The organism is Thermoanaerobacter mathranii subsp. mathranii str. A3 (assembly GCF_000092965.1).
Taxonomy (GTDB): Bacteria; Bacillota; Thermoanaerobacteria; order Thermoanaerobacterales; family Thermoanaerobacteraceae; genus Thermoanaerobacter; species Thermoanaerobacter thermocopriae.
Genome location: NC_014209.1, coordinates 411,616 through 438,249, shown reverse-complemented (window position 1 = coordinate 438,249; position 26,634 = coordinate 411,616). Strand labels below are relative to the sequence as shown.

The following is a 26,634-nucleotide window of genomic DNA, read 5'->3' as shown; positions in this document are numbered from 1 at the left end:
TTAATCCAACAAATTTTTTGCTTTAGCATAATTAAATACAGGCCCTTCCAGACAAACATATGTTTCATTTATCTTGCAATGGCCACACTTGCCAACGCCACAGGACATTCTCCTTTCAAAGGATACCCAGATTTTCTCTTCAGTTACTCCGTTCTTTAAACATTCTAAAGCGGCAAAGTGCATCATAACAGGAGGACCTACAATTACTACATTGTAATTTTCAAAGCTGTCAAATGGTATTTTCTTAATGTGTTCCGTAACAAAGCCAACCTCAAAGCCTTCTATCTTATCTTTATCAAGAGTATAAATTGTGTTAAACCTGCTTCTAAAATTATTTAAATCCTCTTTGAACAGTATACTCTCTTCGTCCTTAAATCCCGCAATGAAATACAGAGAGTGTATTTCATCTGGATGTTCATAAAAATACTTCAAAAGGCTTCTGACAGGAGAAACCCCAGTACCACCGGCGATGACAACTAGATCCTTACCCTTAAAATCATCTACAGGGAATGAATTACCATAAGGGCCTCGCATAAATATCTTATCACCGGGTTTTAAATTAAATATTTCATTGGTGACCTTTCCCACTTTCCGTATGGTGAGCTCTACCCAGCCATCTCCCATCGCACTTACCGATATGGGAGCTTCCCCTACCTTAGGTAAAGAAACCTGAAAGAATTGTCCATGTTTTACCTTTGCATTGGTTTCTATCCTGAAAGTATATTCATTTCCTGTTTCGCGTATAATATCGATTATTTTATGGGGAGTTGGACGCATTATATTTTCACTCATTTACTTTACCTCCTCAATTGATGCTGTTTACTTATTCTTTAGTTGTCTCCGCTTTTTTGAGTTTTTCCACTTCATCATACAGGCGATTAATTGTAGCAGGAAAAGATATTAGTTCAGGACATCTTTCATCACATCGCCCGCATCCTACACACATGTGTTCGTCTTTAAAACGAAGTTTATAGTCATAAATTTTATGCAGAGTTCTGAATCTCATCCGCTCTCCCGCAGTTTTTCTGAAACTTAATCCACCTGCCATTGTCGTGAAATCTTCGTGCATACAGCTGGCCTGAACCCTTCTCCTCTCACCGACTTTTCCGTTCTCAGTGTATGTTACATCTAACGTGGTAAAACAGCTGCAGGTTATGCATACAGCGGTACAGGCTCCACAACTTATACATCTTGAATTATAACTTTTCCACATATCGAGATCGTAAATTTTTTCTAATAATTCATGGCTATCAATTTCCGGGATGTTAACTTTTGTCGGGTTAGAGGTAACAAATTCAGGGGTAAATTCTACTTCTCTTTCATCGGCAAATAAATTGGTAAATTCATCGTCTTTTATTTCTACCAATATGTTATCATTGCTAAACCTAACTGCTAAACTGTAGTCGTCGGTTTTATTGGAACCCATTGAGACGCAGAAGCAACTATCCCAACCTCCTTCTTTGCATTCCATTAAAATAAACTTTACTTTTTCCCGTAAACGCTTGTAGTAAATATCTTCTGTTCCCCCGTTTTTGAGAAAGATAGTATCAAGTCGTCTAAAGCCATTTATATCACAGGGACGTGCAAATATCAGAATCTTTTTGTCATCTATCTTGCTTTCCATATATTCATATTCGGTAAAGTAGAATAGCGCCTGGGTAATCGGATATATTACTTCTTTTGGTGAAAAATCTGATTTTTCATCGTAGACTACATCCTCAATTGAGTTAATTTCTGCATATCGAATCAAATCAGTGTCTGAATAACGACCCCGTTTTTCAAAGCGCACAGGAGCATATATCTTATACTCTTTTTGCAATGCTTTTAAAATTTCATTCATCCTTTTAATGCTTACACAATAACTCATCTTCTTCCTCCTCTTTATATGGCATTTAATATTCTTTATAATATCTTCATTAAATAATTAACCTTCCACGCTTAATAAAGCATAACCAAGAATGAATATATATTTTCATGTTAAATAATTAACTTTCTTTGATATAAGTATAACACTCACAAAAATTTTAGTCTAATAATAAATAGTTATATCAACGATAATAATAATTTATATAAGGTCAACAGCATACAAGACTTTAGAAAGCTTAAGAACACCGAGTTTTTTATCTTTTCATTAGTAAAGTATTATGATATTATGAAAATGATAATTCTATGGTTATATGAGGTGATCGTTGTGACCCTCAGGGATATAGAGATTTTCGTAACCGTTTGCGAATTAAAGAGCATGTCTGCTGCCGCAAAAAAACTTTATATGTCACAGCCTGCCATCAGCCAGGCCATATCGCAGATGGAGGGAGAACTCCAGGTCAGACTTTTTGACAGGATAGGCAGGAAGCTTAGCCTCACGTATGCTGGAGAAATCCTGTATAGCTACGGAAAGCGAATACTCAATCTTGTCAAGGAAGCAGAGAGTACTCTTGATGATGTGAGGAACATGAGAATGGGAAGACTGAGAGTAGGAACCAGTACAACGGTGGGAATTTACCTGCTCCCTGAGATAATTGGCGAGTTCAGAAAAAAGTTCAATATCGACGTCTATTTTACAATTGGCAATACAGCAGAGATAGAAAAGCTGATACTTGACAATTCCATAGACCTTGGCATTGTCGAAGGTCCAGTTCATTCAAGGGACATTGTTGTAACACCCTATATAGACGATGAGCTATATCTTGTATGTTCAAAAAGCCACAGGTGGGCAAAGAAAAAAAACATCAGTCCCGCAGAGATTGAAAATGAGGATATAATCATGCGAGAAAAGGGAAGTGGAACGAGGGAGGTCTTTGAGGAGGCCATGGCGAGAAATAACGTGAAGTACAGAATAAAATACGTTCTTAATAATACGGAGGCCATAAAAAAGGCCGTTGAAGCCAATATAGGCGTTTCAGTCATATCCAGGCTGGCTGTAAAAAAGGAAATAAGAGGCGGTAGGCTCCTAAAAGTTGACATTGAAAATATAAGGTTTAAAAGGAAGTTTAGCATCATTTATCATAAAGATAAGTTCAAGTCGAATCTGTTCGAAGAGTTTATAAAACACCTTTATAATTGCAGCATAAGGTAGCGCTGCGAAGTGCAACTTGTAGCTACAGCAAGTAAAATGTACCCATCAGCTTCAACCTTTTAGCAATATGACCTCCACAAAAAGCAGAGACAAAGTAAAACATTAACCATTTTCGCAAAGGCTATTTTAATTTATTGAATGCTTACTTGGAAAAATCTACTTTAGGCACAGTTTTTGCTGCTTCATCTGCTTTAAAATATTCTCTCTCTTTAAAGCCAAACATATTAGCAATGATAGAAGCAGGAAAAGACCTTATTTTGGTGTTATAAGCCTGTACAGCATTGTTATAGTCCATTCTCGCAACAGCAATTCTGTTTTCAGTTCCTGCTAGTTCGTCGCTTAACTGCCTGAAGTTTGCATCTGCTTTTAAATTTGGATAATTTTCTGCAATAGCAAGAAGCCTTCCCAACGCTGTATTTAGCTCATCATTTGAAGCCGCTTTTTCAGCAACAGTATTAGCACTTAAAAGTTTTTCTCTTGCTTTATTTACACTATCAAAAATTTCTTTCTCATGTGCTGCATATCCTTTAACAGTTTCTACTAAATTAGGAATCAAATCTGCCCTTCTCTGAAGCTGATTATCAATCTGACTCCATTTACTATTGACATTTTCATCCAACGCCACTAACTGGTTATAAATCCCATAAATTGTCCCAAATACTAATACAGCTATTACAGCTAAAACAATCAATGTAATAATTAACGGATTTTTCACTGTCATTCCCCTCTCACTATTTTTATAAATTTTTATTACATTACTATTATACACGATTTATTCAAACAAAGTAATTTAAATTTGTTTTTCAATCTCACGAATTTGCATCTTAATGTCAAGTCGCACAATGCCCTGAAGTGATTAAGGTTGAAATCATTAAATAGGTAACTTCTTCAGAAAACATTTTCTGAAATTTCAATAATATATGTAAAAATTAACATTTCGCTTAAATTTATCTAAATTTCCTATTGACTTTTTTGCTAAATTGTAATATTATCTTAATTAAGAAAAAATTCTTATTTAATAAAAGGTTGTGATTAAAATGCGAAAGCAAGAGGCAGTAAAAAAATTAAAAGAGCACAACTACAAATTAACTCCTCAAAGGGAGTTAATACTGGATATCATGTTAAATCAGCAGGGCTATCTTTCTGTGAGAGAAATCTATGAAAAGGTAAAAGAAGTCTTTCCTCAAGTAAGTATTGATACAGTTTATCGTAATTTGAGCCTTTTGAAAGATATAAATATTTTAAATGAAACGACAATTGGCAATAATATTATGTATGTAATGCGAAAAGAAATACACAATCATACTATGAAATGTTTAAACTGCGGCCAAATCTTTGAACTGGATATATGCCCTCTCGAGCTTTGGATAAACCAAATAAAAGACTTTGAAATTGTAGACCACAAAATAGAAATTGTCGGTTATTGCAAAAACTGCAGGGCTGATAAAACTCACTTTAGGAGGTAAAATTTATGAAAAAATTTTTAATGGCCATACTGCTTATAATAGCTGTAATTGTAGGTATAACCTCTTGTAGTACAAAAACAGAAGAATCTTCAAAGCCTGTAATATACGCATCTTTTTACCCAATCTATGACCTTGCCTCAAAAATTGGCGGTGACAAAATAACAGTAAAAACTATAATACCGCCAGGAGTCGAACCTCACGATTGGGAACCTACCACAAAAGACGTGGCTTCTATGACAAAGGCAAAGACTATCCTTTACTTAGGCTTGGGAATGGACTCTTGGATTGACAAAATAAAAGCCAACGCCCCAAATGTAGCCTTTTATGAGGTATCAAAAGGCGTAACTCCAATTGTTGAAGGCAGTATAACAAATCCTCACATATGGCTTTCTCCAAAAGAAAGCTTGATAATGACCAAAAACATAAATGAAGCATTGCAAAAAAGTTTCCCTGCTTACAAAGACTATTTTGAGAAAAATTATCAAAATCTAAAAACTACATTAGAAGCTCTTGATAAAGAGTACACTGACGCTCTTTCCCAGACAAAGCATAAAATCTTTATCGTGTACCACAGCGCTTTTGATTACTTAGCAAGAGACTATGGGCTAAAACAAGAAGCACTTGTGGGAATGAATGAAGAGGCAGAAGTAAGTCCTGCAAGGATGACAGAGATTATAAATCTTATAAAAAATGAAAATATAAAATACATTTTCACAGAACCTTTAGCATCTCCAAAACCTATACAAACTATTGCAAAAGAAACTGGAGCACAAGTTTTACCTCTTAGCACAATCGAAGGGCTTACTAAAGAAGATATAAAGAAAAAAGAAGATTATATCTCTTTAATGAAACAAAACCTTGAAAATTTAAAAAAAGCATTGGAGTAGATGAAAATGAACTTTGTTGAACTTAAAAATGTCAGTTTTGCTTATGATACCAAAAAAGTATTAAATAATGTCTCTTTAAAAATAAATAAAGGAGAATTTGTTGCAATCATCGGGCCCAACGGGTCCGGAAAAAGCACTTTAGTCAACATTATGGTAGGAAACCTTATTCCCACCTCTGGTGAAGTTTTGTACGACGGAGTAAAACTTACAAATATAAAAAATAGGTCTTTTATAAGTTATGTACCCCAAAAGTCTTATTCCTTTAATGCCTCTTTTCCTGCCAGTGTAGAAGAAGTAGTTTCAATGGGATTGTATGCAAAGAAAGGAATATTTAAAAAACTTTCTAAAAAAGATTGGGAAGAAGTATATGAAGCTTTAAGAATTGTAGACATGCTCGATTATAAGCACAGTTTAATAGGAAAACTATCGGGAGGACAACTACAAAGGGTATTCATAGCTCGCTCTTTAGTTGTAAAACCAGAAATACTTTTTTTGGACGAGCCTACAACAGGAATTGATGCAAAGTCTGAAAAGGCTTTATACGCTATCCTTGAAAAATTAAACAAAGAAAAAGGTATAACTATAGTAATGGTAACTCATGACGTTTGGGCAATTACTGATAAAGTATCACGGATAATATGCATGAGTGAAGGTAAAATAAATGAAAAATGTGAAGCCGTCGACCTCGATGAAGGAGATTTGGCTGAATTATATGGCTATCCAGTAAAAATTACTAAACATCATCACAACGGGAGTGTTAACAATGATTGATATTTTTTCATATGAATTTATGAGAAGGGCATTTATAGCTGGAAGCATTATTTCAATAATTGCACCTTTAACAGGTAGTTTTCTTGTCCTAAGACGGCTCTCACAAATAGGAGACACCCTTTCTCACGTTGCTTTAGCAGGAGTGGCAGCAGGTATTTTACTTGGAATAAATCCTACATTAGGTTCCATAATTGTAGTGCTTTTAGCTTCTTTTGGAATAGAAAGACTGAGGAAGACATATCTCAGGTATTCAGAAATATCAATAGCCATAGTAATGTCTGCAGGAATGTCAATTGCCATAATTCTTTTAAGCTTATCTCGTGGCGGCGCAGCCAACATAATGAATTATCTGTTTGGAAGTATTGTGTCTGTAACAAACACTGAGGTTTTTTTGATTTTAACTCTCGGTATCATTGTAGTGGCTTCAATCGTTTTGCTGTACAAAGAATTATTGTACATCACCTTCGATGAAGAAGCTGCAAAAATTTCAGGGATACCCGTAGGCTATATCAATTTCTTCTTTACAATACTAGTAGCTTTAACTGTTGCCCTCGCCATGAGAATTGTAGGTGCACTCTTAGTATCTTCACTAATGGTAATACCGGCTGCCGCAAGTTTAAGAATCGCACAAAACTTTAAGCAGACAATATTTTATGCAATACTCTTTTCCTTTATATCTGTATTTTCGGGAATAGCTATATCCTTTTACTTAAACTTATCCCCCGGTGGAAGTATAGTTCTCGTCTCGCTTTTAATAATGGGACTTGTCTCCTTGAAAAAAAGATAAAACTTAAAACAGGCTGTTAACACAGACTTTCTGTTAACAGCCTGTTTCATTAACTGTTATTCTTCAATAACACTTCTCTGTATTACCCCTTTATACCATAATGCACTGTCTTTTAATATCCTTTTTTGTGTTTTGTAATCCACATAAACTATCCCAAACCTTTTAGAATATCCATGGGCCCATTCAAAATTATCCATCAGCGACCATACAAAATATCCTTTTAAATTGCCTCCCTCTTCTATAAATTTTGCTGCCGCTTTTAAATGCTCTTTTATGTATTCTATCCTTTCATCGTCGTGTACTCGTCCATCCTCTGTTACTTCATCTTTAAATGCTGCTCCATTTTCTGTTATATATATGGGCAGTTTTGTATATTCTCTATCTAATCTCTTTAAAAGGTCATACAAAGACTCTGGGCTTATCTCCCATCCCATCTCTGTCCTCTTTCCTGGACCCGGCACATTCTCTGCCTTTAACATGGATTCTTCATCATATTTTACAATACTCCTTGTATAATAATTGACTCCAAGAAAATCTATCGGAACACTTATAGTCTCTAAATCCCCTTCTTTTATAAAGTCAAATTCTCCTATTATTTTACTATATAATTCCATCATATCTTGTGGATAATTGCCCTTGAATATTGGATCTAAAAACCATCTGTTAGAAAATCCGTCAGCATATTGGGCTGCTAATTTGTCTTCTTCTTTTTCGCTGGCAGGATATACAGGGGTTAAGTTTAGTGTTATACCAACCTTACTCCCTTTTATATTCATCTCTCTAAAGGCTTTTACTGCTTCTCCATGGGAAAGTAGTATATGATGAGCTGCTATTAGTGCTTCTCTGTAATCTTTGTGTCCTGGCGCATGTTCTCCTATCCCATAGCTTAATATTGATGCACACCACGGTTCGTTATGGGTTATCCATAAGGGTATTACATCCCCTAATTCTTCATATAGCTTTGTTGCATATTCTGCAAACCATTTTACACTGTCCCTATTTAGCCAACCCCCTCCTTTCTCGTACGCCCATTGGGGTAAATCCCAATGGTAAATTGTTACAACTGGCATTATATCCTTCTTTAGTAATTCGTCTACTAATCTCTTGTAAAAGTCTATCCCTTTTGAATTGTATTTTCCTTCTTCTGGAAAAATTCTTGGCCACGCAATGGAAAATCTATAAGCTTTTACTCCTATTTCTTTCATTATCTCTACATCTTCTTTATAACGGTGATAATGGTCACAAGCTACATCTCCTGTATGACCTTGATATGTTTTTCCTTCTGTTTTTGAAAATGTGTCCCATATAGAAGGAGTTCTTCCATCTTCATTCACAGCTCCTTCAATTTGGTACGATGATGTAGCTACACCCCAAACAAAGTCTTTTGGAAATTTTATCAATATTATCACTCCTATCTCTAATGGTAATTGGTGAAGGATTTTATTTACTTCAAATATTCGCTATTAATTGAGTAATGTCAAATACCTTTACATTCTCTGGATTTTGTGAACATTTTATTTCATATTTTTTGTTTGGCATCATATTCAAACAATTGTCCGATAACTCTACATCATTATCAGTCTCTATAAAAACTCCAAATGCTGGAATATCTGTTTCTAAAACTATTTTTTTCTCCGCTATTTCATAAGAAATCCTTGGCTGTAATAGGTTCAAGTTTCTAAACCTATCAAATACTTTATAATTCTCATAAGTCTTCCTATTAGCGATTATTTCTAAATATATTACGCTGTTTAATAATTCTCCATTTTCCTCTATTGGTAATGTACAGCCAGGTATCGCTATGGGCATCTCCTTTGCACGATATCCAATATTTAATTCCTCAATTTGGTAATGAGCTATTTTTGTAACGTCATTTGCTATTAATTTCGTTTTTAAATGTTTCTCTGCAATTTTTTCACCGTTTAGTTTAAAAACTTTTATAGCTACATCTACTTCTTCATCACAAGTTAAATCACTTATTCCATAAATTGTGATACCCCCATCTTCTTTTTTTATATATGGTAAAATCTCTGCATAAAATTTCTTTGAATAGTGATACAATGCTTTTTTCCTCTTGTAATAATCAATACAAGACCAGCTTGCTACAGGCCAACAGTCGTTAAACTGCCAGTACAGTGTCCCTCCTGTCTTAAATTTTCTTGACCTCCAATGTTCTACCCCTGTCTTTATAGCCTCTGCTTGGTTAAATTGACTTAAGTAAACAAAGCTTTTAAGGTCTTTAGGAAATCCTAAGTGTCCTACCATAAATCTTATTAATCTTTCCATTCCTTCTACCATTTTGTTGTGAGAAATCACAACTGGACTCAGTATTGTTCTATCTTCAGGAGCTGTATAGGAGAGCACTGTTTTCCAATCTGGCATTGATTGGAATCCAAATTCGCTTAAAAATCTTCCTCTATCTCTTGTATACTCTTCATAATCTACCCATCCGCTCCATACATTCCATTGATGTCTATCTCCTTCTGATTCACTATTTGGATCTTCTCCTCCATAAGGACTTGATACCCAATAAGGCCTCGATGGATCTAATCTGGCACACACTTTAGGCAATATTTCTTTATAAATGTAATTGCCCAAATATTTTGGATCTTTATTATTCCACCAGGAATGAAATCCCCAATTGTTTTCATTGTTCCCACACCACAACACAATTGAAGGATGATTTCTAAGAGTTAATATGACTTTTTCTGCTTCTTCTTTTGCCAATTCTTGAAACCATTCAAATTGGTCAGGGTATTGAGCACAGGCATACATAAAATCCTGCCATACCATTATGCCCATTTCATCACAGGCATCATAAAATGCTGGATCTTCATATATCCCTCCTCCCCATATTCTTAACATGTTCATATTTGCATCTTTTGCAAGTCTTATATATTCATAATAATCTTCCTTGGTTAATCTGGGTAATAGGTTGTCAGCTGGTATCCAATTGGCTCCCTTTGCAAAAACTTTTATTCCATTAATTTCAAAGATAAAAGTTTCTCCTTCCTCATCCTTTTCTCTTATCAACTTCACAGTTCTTATTCCACTTCTAAAGTTTCTCTCATCTATTATTTCTTCACCCGCTAAAAGTCTTATTCTTATATCATAAAGTGGCTGTTCTCCAATTCCATTTGGATACCACAATTTAGGATTTTTTATAAGCATTGTGGTTTTTATTTTGTTCTTTTGAACTTTTTCTCGCTTTTTCCCATATGAAGTGTCATTATGTATTATCTCTATTTCAGCTTCAAGATCTTTCTTTATATACTTTTCTATCTCTGCACTTAATACTACATAAGCTTTGTTTTGTTCAATTTTTTCTGTATAGAAATATGGATTTTTAATTTCTGCATATTTTACTAAAGACAAGTATACGCCTCTCCATAAACCAACTTGAACTATCCTTGGTCCCCAATCCCAGCCAAAAGAGTATTGGGCCTTTCTTACATAAGGTCTCCCCCTTTCTCCTGACCAGGCAAGATTTACAGGACTTGTTTGTTCCATAGCTTTTATAGTTTTTGTTATGGAATCAAAGTGCACTTCTAATACGTTTTTTCCATGCTTTATAATGTTCTTAACATCAAATTCATATAGCATAAACATATTTTGTGCTTTCCCCAAGTGCATATCATTTAAATATATATCAGCAAAAGTATCTATTCCCTCAAAAATTAGCTTTATTGCATCAAATTCATCTTTATCTTTTTCATCAAAGTCAAATTCTTTTCTATAAACCCATTCTTTCTCTTCTAATTTGTGAAATTTTACCTCATTCATTCGATAATAGGGATCATCTATTTCCCCAAGTCTCATTAAATCTAGCTGGACACATCCTGGAACTTCTCCTTCATACCACTCGCTAGAATATGCTTCTTTAAAATGCCATGTTCCATTTAATGAAATACGTTTTTCCATAATTAAATCACCCTTTATTCCTATTTAATTCACAACTTCGCACAAGCAACATAATGGTCTTCCTCTATCAATTTAAGAATGGGCTTAACGCAACTTGTATCTGTTATAGGGCATCTATCTATATACTTACATAGTCCCTCTTTCCATGTAGCATGAGTTTTATCAGAATCTTCAATGTCAATTCTGTCAGTTTCCCATTTGCTATCTAACTGTGGTATTGCGTCTAATAGCATCTGTGTATAAGGATGTCTGGGATTAGAAAATACTTTTTCTATTGAGCCCATCTCTACAACTGAGCCTCTATACAAAACCACTATCTTATCGCTTATATAATACGCCTGTGAAAGGTCATGGGTAATAAACATTATAGCAGCTCCTATTTCTTTTAAACTAAGCAATGCTTCTAAAACATCTACACGAGTTGAAGCATCCAACATACTGGTAATTTCGTCTGCTACTAATACCTCTACATCCATAAGTAAAGCTCTTGCTATTAATAATCTTTGAAGCTGTCCTCCACTCAATTGATGAATATACTTGTTTAACACTTCTCCAGCGTTCAGTCCCACTTTCTTTAATACATTTTCTACTCTGTCATTCCATTCTGATGCAGGCACTTCTTTTTTAAAGGATTGTCTTACTAATTTAAATACTCTATTTACTTTAAATATTGGGTTAAAAGAGGAAAAAGGGTCTTGAAAAATTCCCTGTACTCGTGAGTAAAATTCTTTGTTGTTTGATAGGTTCCAAATATCCTTATCATCAAGTAAAATTTGACCACCACTTGGTTTTAACAATTTTAACATCATTTTACCAATCGTAGACTTTCCACTGCCACTTTCCCCTACTAAGGCTAAAATTTCTCCCTTGCCTATTTCAAAATTCACATCATCTACTGCCGCTACTACATTTTTAGTAAACAAAAATCCTGAATTAAAAATCTTTGTAAGATTTTTTGCCTTAATCATAAGTCTTTCACCTTCCAACAAGCCACGAAGCGGCCTTCTTTGATTTCTTGAAGTGGCGGCTCCTCTACACAACTTTCATCTGCAAGGGGACATCTATCTTTAAACCGGCATCCTTCAGGGGGATTAATTAAATTTGGCGGATGACCGGGTATGCCTTCTAATTTTTCTTTGGTGTGTCTTATACCTGCATTGGGCAACGATTTAATCAAAGCTTTTGTATATGGATGTAAAGGCTCCTTAATTATTTCCTCTGTATTACCAATTTCAGCCACTTTTCCGGCGTACATAATTACTATCTTATCAGCTATCTGGTGCAATACTGCTATATCGTGAGTTATAAATATTATTGAATTAACTATACCTTTATCTCTAAAATCTTTAAACATAAGGGATACTGCTTTTTGAGAGGATACATCAAGTGCTGACGTGACTTCATCCGCTATCAAAAGGTCTGGATTTAGCAAGGTAGATATTACCAAAACCACCCTTTGCTTCATCCCTCCCGATAGCTCAAAAGGATACATATTTAAAACTTCTTTTGAAAGTTTTACCATGTTTAAGCGTTCATAAAGCCTTCCTTCTATTTCTTCATATTTTATTCTGTGCTGTCCTATTAAATCTTTTATTATTCCCCCTATTTTACGGGTTGGATTTAGAGCATCCATAGCATACTGAGGAATAAGTGAAACTGTCTTGTAACGATACTTTCTCATTTCTTTTGTATTGTCTATTGGCAATCTATCTCCATTAATCTTTACTTCTCCACCTACATATTTCATTGGTGGTTTTAAAAGTATGAGTGAATTTCCCAAGGTTGACTTTCCACATCCCGATTCTCCGGCTATACCTACAATTTCCTTATCATTTATTGTAAAGCTTACATCATCTAATGCTTTAGCATCTCCATGCAACGTCCTGTAATAAATCTTTAATTTTTCTATTTGTATCAAGTTGTTCACTCCTCTCTCAACCTTGGATTGAATATTTCGTCAAGCCCTATATTGAGTAAATATAAAGAACTAACTATCATTGTGATTGCCAACCCTGGAGGAATAAACCACCACCATATACCCAATTGAATAGCATTCCACAAAACTGAATACTGCATCATCAAGCCCAACGAAATGCCTCTTGTTGGTCCAAGCCCTATAAAATCCAATCCTACTGCTGCCAGTATTGCTCCGGCAAACTGGAGAATAAATACCATTACTACATATGACATCATGTTTGGCGCAATTTCCTCAAAAACTATCTTTAAAGGCCTAAGAGCTGTTATTTTAGCCAAATTTACAAATTCTCTTGACTTTAAAGAAAGAGTCTGAGCTCTCACAGCCCTTGCCGTCCACGGCCATGCAGTCAAACCTATAATTATGCTCTGTATACCTATCCCCCTATATGGCAAATATGCAGCTATAATGATAAGCAAAGCTAATGTAGGTATAACTATTAAAATATTGGTCAACATCATTAAAAGGTCATCTACTAAACCACCTTTGTACCCTGCAATAAATCCTATAAAAAGGCCCATTATTGTAGCAATTCCTCCACCAATTAATCCTATAAAGAGAGAAGACCTTAAACCATACACAAACTGAGTAAAAACATCCTGACCAAATGTAGTCGTCCCTAACCAATTTTCTCTATTCGGTGGAAGATTACTCATACTTACATACTCTAGTGGATCTTTATATGGAGTAATATATGGTCCTATTATAGCAAGTACTATGAAAAACAATAATATGCCTATACCTATCTTAAATTTGGTATTACTAAGCGCAAAATGTGTAAATTCTTTCATGAGTTTTCTCCTCCATAACCCAGCCTAATTCTCGGATCAAATACCATGTACAGTATATCTACTATAAAATTAGCAAGCAATACACCTATAATTATAAACAAGAAAGTACCTTGTACTAAAAAATAATCTTGATTCAAAATTCCCTGCAATAATAAATAACCTACCCCTGGATAGGAAAAAACCACCTCCGTAGCTATAGATCCTGCTACGATTGTACCTAATTGAAGGGCTAAACCTGTAATCTGAGGAAGTATAGCATTTCTAAAAGCATATTTTCTAATAAGCCCTTCCGATGCACCTAAAGCTTCCAAATATCTAGAATAGTTAGCATCAAGTTCATATATAATTAAATTTCTCATACCTATTGCCCATCCACCAATCTGCACAATAAACAATGATAGGAAAGGCAATATCCAATGTCTTAAAAAATCAGTAACAAACTGCCAAGACCAATTAGGTCTCATGCTAAAACTATAAGCTCCTGCTATAGGAAAAATTCCAAAAACAACACCTAATGCCCATGCTAATAATATTCCTAACCACATATATGGTATAGATGTAAGGATATAAAAAATTGGTAACATTCTAGAATCTAAGCTTCTGTGTCTTGCTGCTACTGCTCCTATATAGTTTCCCACTATCCAACTTAGTACAATTGATGGCAATAACACTACTAATGTGTAAGGTATAGCTTGTGCTATAACATCTAAAACCGGTTTAGGATACATATAAATGCTAACTCCTAAGTCGCCTTTAAATACTGCTATCCAAAAGTTAAGGTATTGTTTCCATAAAGGCAAATCTAACCCGAACGCTTTAGTTAGATATCCATACATTACTCTTGCTGATTCTGGTAACCCCGAAAATCTTGATACTAACACAAGAATGGGGTCCCCAGGCATGAACCTGGGGATTAACCAGTCAATACTTACTGCAAAAAAGAATGTTAAAATATAAATGTACAACTTCTTTATTAAATACCGTAACATTTATATACCCCCATTTATTATTGCGAAGCTTTCGGTTTTATCTTGGTAAGCATCATTGTACCACCTGTCTGCCATCTGCCGCCCCAAGTAACGGGATACGCATATGGGTCATGTTCTGTAGGCCAATTCTCCCATGCTGCATTTGATGCTTGCATCCAAAGTCCATTGTACCAAAGTGGTATAGCTGGCATATTCTTTAAGAAAATTTCTTCAAGTTGTGCAGCTGCTTGCTTGGCTTCTGGACTTCCTAGCTTTGTTTGGTTAAATTTTGCTATTAAGTCTTGTAATCCTGGTACATCAAAGCGTCCAAAGTTTCCATTATTCTGAGGACCGTTTTCTTGAACTTTGTTAAATAGCCAATTGTACAAAGTCCATGGAGTTGACGTGACTTGGCTGCCAAAGTTATTAAATGATAAGTCAAATGTTCCTTTCGTTAAATCCTCATAATATTTACTATAATCTGGGAATTTAGCTTCTGCATCAATACCTACTGCCTTTAATTGATCCGCAACAATTTTGGCTGCTTCCATCCAATCTGTCCAACCATATGGCACACTAATTTCTAACTTAAATTTTTTCCCATCAGGTGTTGTCCTTACTCCATCACTTCCTAATTTAAATCCTGCTGCATCCAGAATAGATTTCGCTTTTTCTGGATTATAGGTATATCCATATTTATCTACTACATTTTGATCATAATACTCTTGCCAAGATTTAGCTGGCACAAATCCTAATGGATTTGCTGGCTCTACCTGATTTTCATATACTTTTTCTGCTATTACCTTAGGATTGATTGCATATGCCATTGCTCTTCTTAATTCAACATTGTTTAACGGAGGCTTAGTGGTATTGATAAACATAAACACAGTATTATCTGGAATCATATATGGTGGATTATCATAAAAAGTCGTTACACCGTAGTTAGCTTTCAAAGTCTTTATACCTGGAAGGAAAAAGTTACTTAAATCTAATTCACCTTTCATTAACATTCCCAACGCAACGTTGTTACTAGGCACAATTAAATAAACTATTCTCTTTGGTGCTGGGGTCATATTCATTGCTTTTATGCCCCACCAGTTGTCATTCCTCTTATAAACCATACGATCATTGCTGTAAGTGTCAAACAAATAGGCCCCTGAACCTATAGCCTTCTCATTTGCGCCATTTAATATATCATCCTTAGATTTGTCTGCCCATATATGCTTTGGAATAATAGGTATTTGATATAAGTTATATGCCCATTCATGATAGTTTGCAGTTGAGAACCTAAATATTACTGTTTTGTTGTCCGGTGTCTCTATAGATTGCAACCATTGCCACATTGGGCTATAATAAATCTCAGAATATTGTTTTGCTATTTCAAAGGTAAATTTTACGTCCTCTGATGTTAAAGGTTTTCCATCTTGCCATGTGAGCCCGTCTCTTAAAGTGATTTGATAAGTATTATCAGAGGTCCATTCACCTTTCTCTGCTAGCCATGGTATGAATTCGTTTTTAAGCGGGTCATAGTTGAATAATGTTTCATAGATTAATCCAACTGTACCTGTTACAGCATTCCATGGTGTTAGCGGATTCCAGTTGCTGGGCGGGCTCCATAATCCACCTCCAAAGTATACTGTTTCGTTTCTTTGATATGTTGTCTCCTGTGCAACTTGCTGTGTATTTGCATTTTGCTGGTTCGATTTATCGCTTGTTTCTTGACTCTTTTGTCCACAGCCTGCTAACGCACCCATTATTAGCATTAACACTAATAATAGACTTAACAGCCTTCTCATCCTAAAAATCCCCCTTTTTGGTTTCTTGCTTCCTTTATTTTAAAAATTTTTATTTTACTCCTCATATTCCCCCTTTCTTTGAATTTTTTAAAACAAAAGGCTTTTAACCCTTTTGCTTTAGGCAATCATAAAGTTAGTTTTTATTAAATTTATAAAAAACGTGTTTATTACCTATTCTATATATCACCTATATCATTATCCAACACTTTATTTAGTACTTCAAAAAACTCTAACCTTCTCAAAACAAATAAAATTTTCAGTGAATACGTTATTATTAACTCTAAAAAATTTTTACGTAATCTTTTTTACTGAACCACGAACAATCAGATTCGTGTCTAATCTAACTTATTAACTACTTTCCTAACTAAATCTTGTTTTGTTTAGAAACTTTTTGTTTTATGCGCTATCGACTACCATTTTCTATAAACTGGTAAAACTAATTAAATCACTTAAAGCAAACATCATCGTAAACAAAAAAGTAATAAGCTTTTAGACTTTAAAATAATTTTTTCTATTATTACTTAACACGTGTTCACAAGTATTTATAAATAAAGGCGTTATGCCTTTATTTCATACTTAGTGCATATTCATCATTCATTTTTACTCTTTGCATTTCAATTCTTTTACAGGATTCTCTTTCTACAAGTTTTACAGGAACAACAAATTTAGCTGTAATAGCCATTTCTTCTTCAATAGACTTAATCAAATTTTCTACCGCCAATTCGGCCATTTGTAATAAAGATGCACTCATTGTAGTCAAAGCAGGCTTTAAATAACGAGATATTGTAATATCATCAAATCCGATTATAGAAACATCTTCAGGCACTTTATATCCCATCTCTTCTAAAGCATGCATAGCTCCTATAGCCATTTGATCGTTTGATGCAAAAATTGCAGTGGGTTTTGCTTTTTTAAATAATTTGTATGCAGCTTTATAACCGCTTTCCTCAACAAAATCTCCTTTTATAATTAAATTATTTTTAAACGGGATCCCCGCTTCTTTTAATGCTTTTTTATATCCTTCTAATCTTGCAAACCCAGAAAGTTTTTCCATATCACCTGTTATATGAGCTATTTCTGTGTGTCCTAAATTGATTAGATATTTTGTTGCTTCATACGCACCATTTACATTATCCATGTTCACTATAATGCTTTTGTTAAAAGTGTCATCCTCATCTTCCCTAATTTCCTGATCAATTATAGCTGTTTTTAATCCATCTTCAATAAGATTTTTTATATCAGGGTCATCATTTTTAACTCCAATAAATATCGCACCATTTATTGTTTTGTTATAAAAGACTTCTCTTACTTTCTTGTAATCTCTTGCTTTGTAAACAGTTATCACAAGCACGTTATAGCCTAATTGATTCGCAAAATCTATAACAGCCGTCGTAAAAGGACCAAAGTAAACATTATCATGTACTTTATGAATATCATTATTTTTCTTTATATCAACTATCACCAGTCCAATAGTCCTTGAACTTTTACCTCTAAGCATCCTCGCTGAAGCATGTGGAACATAATTGTATTCCTTGATAACTTTTAAGACTTTTTCTTTGGTCTCAGGCGGAACATTAGGATAATTATTTATTACTCTTGAAACTGTACTACGTGAAACACCAGCAATCCTTGCAATATCCTTGCTATTCATACGCCTTGCTCCTTGCTAAAAGATAATTATAAATTCGCGTTTTTTGTAATTATAATACAAATTCCCTTATATTTCAACAAAAAGCCCTCATATGCTACAAAAAATATTTTATTCTGTTCTCTATTTTTTAACTCATATCTTGGTATTACGCTTGCCCTTTTTGTTTTTAAATCTCACTATACAAAAAATTGCTATATTTTAAAAATCAACCTGTTATTAAGAATCTTTATAACGCAATTTTATAAACACGTGTTTACAGAAGTATTATATAATATAACATTTACAAAAGTCAATATGGCTTTTGATTTTTTGTTTGTTTTCAAATTATCAGATATCTTATAATATAACTAATTATTATGCAATAAGGGATAGTACAACTATCCCCTTGAATACTCAAAAACTTCAGTATATTCACTCATAAAAATGTCAATAGGTAAAACCCAGTATCCGTCATTATAGTCAATATCAATACCTGTAATTTTATAATATCCTCTCCAAGGAACTAAAGAACAATACCAGGTCCTCGAATCGTTTTTATGGGCACTCCAATAATATCTCTCTCCTATATGTTTTGCAAGTTCATCGACAACTGCAATTCTTTGTTGTAAAGTGGTATTGGGTACATAAAGTCCCCATGCTTCTCCAAAGTTTTCATGATAAAATCGAATAGACTCGTATATTACTCCTTTATTTGGTTCTGCAGTGAGTAAGCATTCATCATCAACGCTCCCATGGTATCTTCTGCTATCGAATATAGCAGCATGTCTAATAGCACCTTGTATGTGAAAGCCAGGACTTGTAGCTAAAACAATATCACCTATGGTAAAATTTTTAAAAGAAAGATTATTACGATAGCTTTCTTTTTTTCTTTTGGAAGATATGTTTATCCCAAATGCTTCTTCATAATATACGTTTTTTAACAGTTCATAAAGGCTGATTTTATATCTTTTCTCTTCAAATTTTTCCTCATAGGGTTTTGATATCATTATGCAGTCCTCGATTTTCAAAAATCTATTATAAAAAGTTTTTTTAGGTATTGTATTTTTCCTTTTAGTTGCCTCTTTTTGATAGAATTCTATAATGTCAATTCCTTTATATTTTTTCCCTCTATTTTCCTCCCACATATATGCATCACTCCATGATACATATATGTGGTTAATCCCTTTTATTTGTGCATGTCTTACTTTAATGATTTGTCACATCAAAAATCATTTTCACTGCATACAACAAAGTAACAGAAATCAATATAGGCCTTATAAGCCGAGCTCCATTTTTTATAGCCAGCTTTGTCCCCAATCTTGCCCCCAGTATCATTGCTAACGCCATGGGAATTGCAATAGAATACAATATCTTACCATGTAACGCAAACATAATTAGTGAAGTTATATTGCTTACAAAATTCAGTATTTTCCCATTTCCTGCACTCATTTTAAAATCATAATTCAAAAGTGTTAAGAATAAAAAAATGTAAAATGAACCTGTCCCCGGTCCAAAAAAGCCATCATAAAAGCCAAGAATTATAGAAATTATAAGGCCTATTGCAATGGTCTTTTTATTAACGCCTTTAACTTTGTTTTCATTGCCTATATTTTTAGCAAACAAGGTATATATTGCAACAAAAATCATTAAAATAATTATAATTATCCTTAATTGTGAGCTGTCTAACAAAAGTACAGTTTTGACTCCAAGAATTGCACCTAATAAAGTCCCAAATACTAAGTATTTTAGCAAATCTCCATCATACACTCTATACTTTATAAAAGTCAAAGAACTAGTAAAAGAAGCACAAGAAGCCGCAAATTTATTCGTTCCAAGAGCAAAAGCCGGAGGTACTCCAAGTACCAAAAGGCCCGGAAGGCTTATTATACCGCCTCCACCCGCTATAGAATCAATAAAAGCAGCTGCAAATCCTATACCGCAAAGTGCTACAATATATTCAATTGACAACGTTACCACCTCAATGTAAATAAAATGCTTCTCAATTTATAATAGCACCTCTTTTACATTTTGTCACTTATCTTCTAAAAGTCATGCTAAAATTGCTGCAAGACTCAGGCTGTAGACAAGGTTCTTTCAATAAGTCTCCGCTTTCATGCGCAAAGTGCATTTCGAAGTATCTTAGTGTGTCCCCTCTCTTAAAATAAGCCTTGGGCACACTCAGATACTTGAGCTTTAACTGAAGCATAAAAAGGAGGAAACTTTTAATGCAATAAAAGGTTTGTCTTCAATTTGCATATGTCTTTGCTACATTTAATAAAAACTCTTTTATTTCTTCATACTTTTCCATTTTAAATACTGCTTCCCTCAGTTTAGCACTTCCATATAATCCCTTTAAATACCAAGCAATATGTTTTCTCATTTCAAGAATACCTGTACGTTCACCTTTGTATTCTATCATCATTTCCAAATGTCTGATAATCACTTCTATTTTTTCTTGTATTGTCGGCTCAGGAAGTAATTCTCCGGTATTTAAAAAATGTACAGTTCTTTTAAATATCCAGGGATTACCTTGCGCCCCCCGTCCTATTAAAATTGCATCACATCCCGTTTCCTCCAACATTCTTTTTGCATCTTGTGGTGTAAATATATCGCCATTGCCAATAACAGGTATTTTTACACTTTCTTTAACTTTTTTTATTATACTCCAGTCTGCTTTTCCAGAATAAAATTGTTCTCTCGTCCTTCCATGTACTGCTACTGCTTTAATGCCAGCCTTTTCAGCAATTTGTGCTATTTCTACTGCATTTACATGATTATCATCCCACCCTTTTCTTATTTTAACTGTCACAGGTTTATTTGATGCTTTCACAACAGATTCCATTACTTTTTCTGCTAGTTCTGGTTTCAGCATAAGTGCCGCTCCATCACCATTTTTAACTATTTTAGGTGTAGGACATCCCATGTTTATATCGAGAATTAAAGCTTTGCTATCATTTAGCTTTCTTGCTATCTCCCCCATAATATCTGGATCAGAACCAAATACTTGAAGAGCCACCTTCTCTTCCTCATCAATATCTGTCAACATCTTTGTGTTTTCACTGCCGTAATAAAGGCCTTTGGCACTCACCATTTCTGTGTATGCAAGGCCACAACCCATTTCTTGACAAATTAACCTAAAAGGTTTATCTGTAACACCTGCCATAGGAGATAAAAAAACATTATTTTTAAGAATTATATTACCTATTTTCAAAATTACTTCATCCTTTCGCTGTAAATCTCCTGGATATAATCCACTTACCTATATATTTTATCACATTATCACATACTTTCTTCTCTTAACTGTCTTTGCAAAAAAGAAAAGCTGCGGTTTCCCACAGCTTTTCTCCTCTTTAGCTCCTATTTTGTATATTTTGCATATACATATCCAAATCCGCCATTATACTCTATCTGATACCATCCATTATATTCTCCAACTACTTTTAGTTCTGTACCATATGGTACTGCTCCTATCTTCTTTGCAGTTATAGAATTCCCTACTCTTACATTTAACCCGCTTTTAGCAGTAACTTTTACAGCTTTCAAAACAGTTACATTTGACGGATTGGGCGTTGCAGCAACGTATTTGCCATAGAGGTATCCTGTCTTGCCATTGTAGTCAATCTTGTACCAGCCGTTGACTTTTTCAAGCAATGTCACAACTTTTCCGGCAGGAAGTACTCCTATAATTTTGCTTGAAGTGTTTGCACCTGCCCTCACATTAAGCGCTGATGCAGTTACAATGCCATAGTTGTATACAGGCTGCGGTACTGGTTGTGGTTGCGGTGTTGGTTGTGGCTGCGGTACTGGTGTTTCTTCTACCACAGGAGTAGTTGATACATACCAGTAATTTTCCACAGTTGGTGTAATTGTACCATGCTCTTGAATGTATCTGATCATCAAATTCCTTACCTGTCCGTCGTCGCCATAAGCTTTTGCAGAATCAAATACAATTTCTGGATTTGTTATTCCAGCAGCTTGCATAAATCCGCCGCCACCATTGAACCTGTAGTTATTTATTGCTACTGTGAATACCTCATCGTCTTTGACAAGTTTACCATTTACTTTAAGGTTTTTAATCCTATGTCCTGCTGGTTGTGTTAAATCTATTACATAGCTTGCACCATACAATTGGTCAAGATTGTAATCAGGTATATTCAAAGTAGGATCTTTTGTTATAGGATCATTTGGCGAAGAAACTTGTTTGTAATACCTTGCTGACCATTCCATCCAGTCTTTTAATTGTTTTCCTGTCATCTTTATTCCATACAAATAGTTTTCATATACATATACACCCATGATGTCTTGAATTGTTATATCGCCTTTCAATATCTTTGCCGAACTGCTAAGTGGTGCAGCAATTGACAGATCAGTTTTTGCATAATATTTTTGAACTTTGTTTATCAAATCCATTATAGCTGTCTCTTTTACTGTCTGTTCAGTACCTAAGAAGTCACCTGCTGCAATACCGATTTTTGTTCCTATGTATTTAAGTGTTGCATCTTGATATGGTTGTGCCAGTTTAATAATATCAGGATCTGCCTGTATAGAATCGTCCATTTTTACAGTCGTGCTCCATTTATCTCCTACTACCCATTTGCCTTCCGCATTTTTGACAATGTCAAAGTATATTTGTGATACATATTCACCCCATTTACCAGGTTGCGTTATTATAACTGTATTTCCTGCAGGATTCGTATAAGTATGTTGTGGTATGTTAGCATGTGTATGCCCGGCAACTATTGCATCGATGCCATTTACTTGAGTTGCAACAGCAATCACCTGATTTTCTGGTATTGTATCCGTTGGCTTTTCTTCACCGGAATGCATAGTAACAACTACTATATCTGCTCCTGCTTCTCTCAACTTTGACACCCACTTATTTGCTTCTTCTACATGGTCATTGAAGTATAATCCTGCATAGTGGTCTTTATCTTCCCATGATGGTATAGTTTTGGTCGTAAGGCCTAATATACCAACTTTTACAGGTCCTTCTGGAGTATCAAATGTCTTAATATAGTAAGGGTCAACAAAGTTTGTTCCGTCATCTTTATAAGTATTTGCTGAAAGCACATGGATGCCTTCACTTCTCATGTCTTTTATAACTCTGTTTAAAACGTCAAGCCCATAATTGTATTCATGGTTGCCCAATGTCCATGTATCATATTTCATTGCTCCCATTACTTTTGCTAATGGATACTCTGTTTCAGTATCTATTTTGTTATAGTAGTAAGAAAGAGGTGTTCCTTGAATAGTATCTCCATTGTCTACTAATACCACATAAGGATACTGAGTTCTTACTTGTTTTATATATGTAGCTACTTTTGCAAGACCTCTATTAGCAGCTTTCGCATTGTTATAGTCCCATGGGAAGATATTTCCGTGCATATCTGATGTAGCAAGCACTGTTACTAATATACTGTTATTTGTACCAGGTGCAATTCTATTGTCTATCGTTGAAGTAACAACTTTTTGCGCTTTGACTGCCTCTATAAATGCATCTCTTACAAGCTTGTAAGTATCCACATAAGTTTTTGCAACATCAGGATCTGTAAAACCTTTAAAGCCATCTCCGCCAGTGCCCATGAAATTGTTTGTTGCAACGAGATAAGTCTTATCCATTACTACTGGTGTTCCGTCAGATTTTTTCATGTCAAACACTCTGTGCATTGAAGGTTTCGTTGGATCATATTTAAAGGAAAGTCCTGCAACCTGTATGCCCTTTCCTCCATCTTGCACAGCCTGTTCAAGAATAGTTTTAATCTGGGCACCTGTCATTTTCATCGTAACTATTGTGTTGTCAAAAGGCATCAATTGATACATCATTCCAACAGTTATATCGCCTTTTGGAATATCAATCCTTAATCCACCATTATTGGCAAAGCCAAAATCTGCTCCTACTGCATCCTTTGTCACTTGTGCTGCCCAGTTACCTAAGAGAGAATCTCCATAAGGCTCAGCACTTTGAGTCCTTGTCAAATCTATTGCAGCTTGACCTATCACTTCGTTAAATATTGGTCCTACATCTTCAGAAGATTTATCGACAATGGCTTGTACTTCAGGATCCACTGCAGGATTTTGTGTAGAATACAAACCTGTAATGTCAATATATTGCATATCACCTGTTGTAACTGTGCCATCATCATTTAATGTAATCTTTAAATTGATAAATCCTTTGCCATAGTTTGCAGCAACCCCAACAGGTATTCCATTTACTCTGGTAGTAACAATTGTATGGGTATGTCCACCGAATATTGCATCTACACCTTTAACTTGTTTTGCAAAGTCTATAAGATTACCTGTAGCATTACCTGACTTATCTTGATATGCGCCCATATGTGCCAGTACAACAACTATTTGCGCACCTTGTTGTCTTAACTGCTGTGCCAAGTCGTTTACAATTGGAACAGGATCTTTAAATTCAACATTTTGTATATATGCAGGCATTATTATATTTGGGAATTCTTTATTGTCTACGATGCCAATTATGCCGATTTTTACTCCATCTCTTTCAATAATTACATACGGCTTTGTATAACTTACAGGTTTTCCTGTTGTTTTATCATACACATTTGCTCCAAGAACGGGAATTGTAGAATTTTTCAATGTAGCATTTTGCGTATCAATTACAGAATCAATTCCCCAGTCATATTCGTGATTCCCAAGAGTTATTGCGTCAAAGCCAATGTTTTTCATCATGTCAATAACTGGCTGTCCTTTTAAGACGTTGGAAAGCGACGTCCCCTGAAACATATCTCCGCCAGATAAAATTACAGTTCTGTCAGGATTTTGAGCTTTTATGTCTTTAATTTGTTTTGCCAAAACACCTGCTATTTGCTGCTTATAAATTGTCCCATCACTTAATTTACCATCATTTTGTAAATAACCGTGAAAATCGGTGACTTCAATAAAGTCAAACGTTTTTGACGTTGCAGCAAAGGCTATCTGTGGTATTGCAGAGAAAAACATGCTTAATACCATTATTGCTGCCACAAGTATAGCCAGTATCCCTGACCTTGACCTAAACATTTACATCCTCCCTTTCACTAAATCCTTGGAACAACTAAATAAATATATCTCCTATTGACCACCTCCATATAATACAAAAATGAGGAAAAATTTCTGACATTTTAAGCATATCAGATGAATGTTAAGTTGAAGTTAAACTATTATTAATTTTGTGTAAATTACATCATACATCAGATGTCAGACAAGTCTTAATATAATTATATGAAATACTTTTTTGACCTTCAACAGCGATTTAGAACAATGTCACATATTTATTTCCAATTTTACTCCTCTTTGCTTTTTCTTTTATACGTTTACTTAGTATTGTAAACATTTTTAAATTTATTATAATAATCTTACATTAGAAAAAGATGATATAGAATTCAATCTATATCATCTTTTTCTAAAAGTTTCTTTCAATTCTTTATATTTTTTTACAATTTCCTGCAATAAGTCATTATTTTCTTCTAAACCTGTAACTTTGCTTATTGTTTTTTCTAAACCGAAATTTTTAATGCCATCTTGGATTTCATAAGCTTTAGGGTCTTCCTTATAATCAAACAAAAACCCTGCAGCTATACCGTATAGTATAAATTGGGGCATAACTCCAATTTCATAGCAAAACTTAGCAGGCATCATTAACCGGTCATTTCCCGCCAATTTTCTCGTAGGTTCCCTTCCTACTCGTACAACTTCGTCTTTTAAATAGGGGTTTTTAAACCTTTTTATTACCTTACTTGCATACCCCTCTAAATCATCTTTTTTTATATTGTGCTTTCTAGAAAGCGCAAGAGAAGCTTCTTCTTGCATCCTAGAAACTATATTTCTTATAAAACCGTCCTCAATCGCTTCATGTATATATTTATACCCTTTTAAATATCCTAAATATGCAGTGGTAGCATGTGCACCATTTAATAAAAATAATTTTCTTTCTATATAAGGTTCAAGGTCATCGACAAGTTCCGCCCCTTTGATATTTAAATCCCCAATAATTGCTTTTTTCTCAATATCCCATTCATAAAAGTCCTCTACAGCTACATCTATTGGTAGCTCCTTTTTTATTTCTACATTTGGCACTATTCTGTCAACTGCTGTATTAGGAAAACCAATTTTTTGATTTACGTAATCAACAAAATCTTTATCCCCTTTTTCCAATATACTATTTTTTAGTATATTTGTTGCAAACAGTGCATTTTCACATGCCATTATATTCAAAGGTTTATCAGTGTTAGCTTTTCTTATTTTTAAATAATTTATCAACTTTTCCCCTATGCTCTTAAGATTATTAGCTCCTACTGAAGTTGTAATTATATCTGCATCTAGGATAGCTTTAGATAGTTTTTCCTTATCATCTATATGAATAGCTTTGATATTTTTTACTACTTCTTTTTCCACATTATCTTTTAAAATAATCACATTATATCTTTTATAATTATTTATGCTTTCTACTAATTCTTTAGATATATCAACAAAAGTTATTTCATATCCAGACTTACTAAGCAAATACCCTATAAATCCTCTGCCTATATTCCCTGCTCCAAAATGAACCGCTTTTAACATA

At 34.4% G+C, this 26,634-nt stretch carries 21 protein-coding genes; 5 read left to right on the top strand and 16 right to left on the bottom strand.

Annotated elements, in window-relative coordinates; translation table 11 throughout:
* A complete protein-coding gene (asrB, locus tag TMATH_RS02005) occupies window positions 1-792 on the bottom strand; it encodes an anaerobic sulfite reductase subunit AsrB (RefSeq protein WP_013149785.1) in 792 nt (263 codons plus the stop codon).
* 31 nt (window positions 793-823) lie between these two features.
* Window positions 824-1,867 (bottom strand): anaerobic sulfite reductase subunit AsrA, encoded by a 1,044-nt coding sequence (gene asrA / locus TMATH_RS02000; RefSeq protein ID WP_013149784.1) that lies wholly within the window; start codon window positions 1,865-1,867, stop codon window positions 824-826.
* A gap of 324 nt (window positions 1,868-2,191) precedes the next feature.
* Here asrA and TMATH_RS01995 point away from each other — a divergent pair, with 324 nt between their 5' ends.
* Window positions 2,192-3,076 (top strand): selenium metabolism-associated LysR family transcriptional regulator, encoded by an 885-nt coding sequence (locus TMATH_RS01995; protein ID WP_013149783.1) that lies wholly within the window; start codon window positions 2,192-2,194, stop codon window positions 3,074-3,076.
* A 142-nt stretch (window positions 3,077-3,218) separates the two neighbouring features.
* On the opposite strand, the gene TMATH_RS01990 is transcribed toward TMATH_RS01995, so the two are convergent.
* Window positions 3,219-3,791 carry a LemA family protein gene (locus tag TMATH_RS01990; RefSeq protein ID WP_013149782.1) on the bottom strand — a complete coding sequence of 191 codons (573 nt, stop codon included), beginning with the start codon at window positions 3,789-3,791 and terminating at the stop codon, window positions 3,219-3,221.
* Between the two features lie 322 nt (window positions 3,792-4,113).
* On the opposite strand from TMATH_RS01990, the gene TMATH_RS01985 reads away from it, so the two are divergent.
* Genes TMATH_RS01985 through TMATH_RS01970 form a run of 4 tightly spaced genes read left to right on the top strand, consistent with a single transcriptional unit; the run spans window position 4,114 to window position 6,987 of the window.
* Window positions 4,114-4,542, top strand: coding sequence for a Fur family transcriptional regulator (locus TMATH_RS01985; RefSeq protein WP_013149781.1), 429 nt, complete (start codon window positions 4,114-4,116; stop codon window positions 4,540-4,542).
* A gap of 5 nt (window positions 4,543-4,547) precedes the next feature.
* Window positions 4,548-5,429: a metal ABC transporter substrate-binding protein gene (locus tag TMATH_RS01980; protein WP_013149780.1), complete on the top strand. Its 882-nt coding sequence runs from the start codon at window positions 4,548-4,550 to the stop codon at window positions 5,427-5,429.
* A 6-nt stretch (window positions 5,430-5,435) separates the two neighbouring features.
* The gene (locus TMATH_RS01975; protein ID WP_013149779.1) at window positions 5,436-6,200 is read left to right on the top strand and encodes a metal ABC transporter ATP-binding protein; all 765 of its coding nucleotides are present in this window, start codon (window positions 5,436-5,438) and stop codon (window positions 6,198-6,200) included.
* Window positions 6,193-6,987, top strand: coding sequence for a metal ABC transporter permease (locus tag TMATH_RS01970; protein WP_013149778.1), 795 nt, complete (start codon window positions 6,193-6,195; stop codon window positions 6,985-6,987). Before TMATH_RS01975 ends, TMATH_RS01970 begins: the two co-directional genes overlap by 8 nt.
* Window positions 6,988-7,043: 56 nt before the next feature.
* On the opposite strand, the gene TMATH_RS01965 is transcribed toward TMATH_RS01970, so the two are convergent.
* The 13 genes from TMATH_RS01965 to TMATH_RS01905 form a co-directional block, all read right to left on the bottom strand.
* Window positions 7,044-8,387, bottom strand: coding sequence for a GH1 family beta-glucosidase (locus tag TMATH_RS01965; protein ID WP_013149777.1), 1,344 nt, complete (start codon window positions 8,385-8,387; stop codon window positions 7,044-7,046).
* A gap of 49 nt (window positions 8,388-8,436) precedes the next feature.
* A complete protein-coding gene (locus TMATH_RS01960; protein WP_013149776.1) occupies window positions 8,437-10,908 on the bottom strand; it encodes a beta-mannosidase in 2,472 nt (823 codons plus the stop codon).
* Window positions 10,909-10,937: 29 nt separating this feature from the next.
* Window positions 10,938-11,876, bottom strand: coding sequence for an ABC transporter ATP-binding protein (locus TMATH_RS01955; RefSeq protein ID WP_041591625.1), 939 nt, complete (start codon window positions 11,874-11,876; stop codon window positions 10,938-10,940).
* Window positions 11,873-12,826: an ABC transporter ATP-binding protein gene (locus TMATH_RS01950; protein WP_013149774.1), complete on the bottom strand. Its 954-nt coding sequence runs from the start codon at window positions 12,824-12,826 to the stop codon at window positions 11,873-11,875. The genes TMATH_RS01955 and TMATH_RS01950 overlap by 4 nt, the downstream gene beginning before the upstream one ends.
* 5 nt (window positions 12,827-12,831) lie before the next feature.
* Window positions 12,832-13,674: an ABC transporter permease gene (locus TMATH_RS01945; RefSeq protein ID WP_013149773.1), complete on the bottom strand. Its 843-nt coding sequence runs from the start codon at window positions 13,672-13,674 to the stop codon at window positions 12,832-12,834.
* The gene (locus TMATH_RS01940) at window positions 13,671-14,663 is read right to left on the bottom strand and encodes an ABC transporter permease (RefSeq protein ID WP_013149772.1); all 993 of its coding nucleotides are present in this window, start codon (window positions 14,661-14,663) and stop codon (window positions 13,671-13,673) included. The genes TMATH_RS01945 and TMATH_RS01940 overlap by 4 nt, the downstream gene beginning before the upstream one ends.
* 17 nt (window positions 14,664-14,680) lie before the next feature.
* A complete protein-coding gene (locus TMATH_RS01935) occupies window positions 14,681-16,438 on the bottom strand; it encodes an ABC transporter substrate-binding protein (RefSeq protein WP_013149771.1) in 1,758 nt (585 codons plus the stop codon).
* 565 nt (window positions 16,439-17,003) lie between these two features.
* Window positions 17,004-18,089 (bottom strand): LacI family DNA-binding transcriptional regulator, encoded by a 1,086-nt coding sequence (locus tag TMATH_RS01930; RefSeq protein WP_013149770.1) that lies wholly within the window; start codon window positions 18,087-18,089, stop codon window positions 17,004-17,006.
* A 377-nt stretch (window positions 18,090-18,466) separates the two neighbouring features.
* Window positions 18,467-19,213, bottom strand: a complete 747-nt coding sequence (locus tag TMATH_RS01925) for a hypothetical protein (RefSeq protein ID WP_013149769.1) — start codon at window positions 19,211-19,213, stop codon at window positions 18,467-18,469.
* A gap of 61 nt (window positions 19,214-19,274) precedes the next feature.
* Window positions 19,275-20,036 (bottom strand): TSUP family transporter, encoded by a 762-nt coding sequence (locus TMATH_RS01920; protein WP_013149768.1) that lies wholly within the window; start codon window positions 20,034-20,036, stop codon window positions 19,275-19,277.
* A gap of 277 nt (window positions 20,037-20,313) precedes the next feature.
* Window positions 20,314-21,279: a tRNA dihydrouridine synthase DusB gene (gene dusB / locus TMATH_RS01915; protein WP_013149767.1), complete on the bottom strand. Its 966-nt coding sequence runs from the start codon at window positions 21,277-21,279 to the stop codon at window positions 20,314-20,316.
* A 146-nt stretch (window positions 21,280-21,425) separates the two neighbouring features.
* Window positions 21,426-25,094: a 5'-nucleotidase C-terminal domain-containing protein gene (locus TMATH_RS01910; RefSeq protein WP_013149766.1), complete on the bottom strand. Its 3,669-nt coding sequence runs from the start codon at window positions 25,092-25,094 to the stop codon at window positions 21,426-21,428.
* A gap of 372 nt (window positions 25,095-25,466) precedes the next feature.
* Complete coding sequence (locus tag TMATH_RS01905; RefSeq protein WP_013149765.1) at window positions 25,467-26,633, bottom strand: mannitol-1-phosphate 5-dehydrogenase; 1,167 nt, start codon at window positions 26,631-26,633, stop codon at window positions 25,467-25,469.
* Between the last annotated feature and the right edge of the window lies 1 nt (window position 26,634).

Coding starts and splice junctions, on each gene's coding strand:
- asrB (WP_013149785.1), bottom strand. CDS start 792: ATGAGTGAAAATATAATGCGTCCAACTCCCCATAAAATAATCGATATT.
- asrA (WP_013149784.1), bottom strand. CDS start 1,867: ATGAGTTATTGTGTAAGCATTAAAAGGATGAATGAAATTTTAAAAGCA.
- TMATH_RS01985 (WP_013149781.1), top strand. CDS start 4,114: ATGCGAAAGCAAGAGGCAGTAAAAAAATTAAAAGAGCACAACTACAAA.
- TMATH_RS01980 (WP_013149780.1), top strand. CDS start 4,548: ATGAAAAAATTTTTAATGGCCATACTGCTTATAATAGCTGTAATTGTA.
- TMATH_RS01975 (WP_013149779.1), top strand. CDS start 5,436: ATGAACTTTGTTGAACTTAAAAATGTCAGTTTTGCTTATGATACCAAA.
- TMATH_RS01970 (WP_013149778.1), top strand. CDS start 6,193: ATGATTGATATTTTTTCATATGAATTTATGAGAAGGGCATTTATAGCT.
- TMATH_RS01960 (WP_013149776.1), bottom strand. CDS start 10,908: ATGGAAAAACGTATTTCATTAAATGGAACATGGCATTTTAAAGAAGCA.
- TMATH_RS01955 (WP_041591625.1), bottom strand. CDS start 11,876: ATGATTAAGGCAAAAAATCTTACAAAGATTTTTAATTCAGGATTTTTG.
- TMATH_RS01945 (WP_013149773.1), bottom strand. CDS start 13,674: ATGAAAGAATTTACACATTTTGCGCTTAGTAATACCAAATTTAAGATA.
- TMATH_RS01940 (WP_013149772.1), bottom strand. CDS start 14,663: ATGTTACGGTATTTAATAAAGAAGTTGTACATTTATATTTTAACATTC.
- TMATH_RS01935 (WP_013149771.1), bottom strand. CDS start 16,438: ATGAGAAGGCTGTTAAGTCTATTATTAGTGTTAATGCTAATAATGGGT.
- TMATH_RS01930 (WP_013149770.1), bottom strand. CDS start 18,089: ATGAATAGCAAGGATATTGCAAGGATTGCTGGTGTTTCACGTAGTACA.
- TMATH_RS01925 (WP_013149769.1), bottom strand. CDS start 19,213: ATGTGGGAGGAAAATAGAGGGAAAAAATATAAAGGAATTGACATTATA.
- TMATH_RS01910 (WP_013149766.1), bottom strand. CDS start 25,094: ATGTTTAGGTCAAGGTCAGGGATACTGGCTATACTTGTGGCAGCAATA.
- TMATH_RS01905 (WP_013149765.1), bottom strand. CDS start 26,633: ATGTTAAAAGCGGTTCATTTTGGAGCAGGGAATATAGGCAGAGGATTT.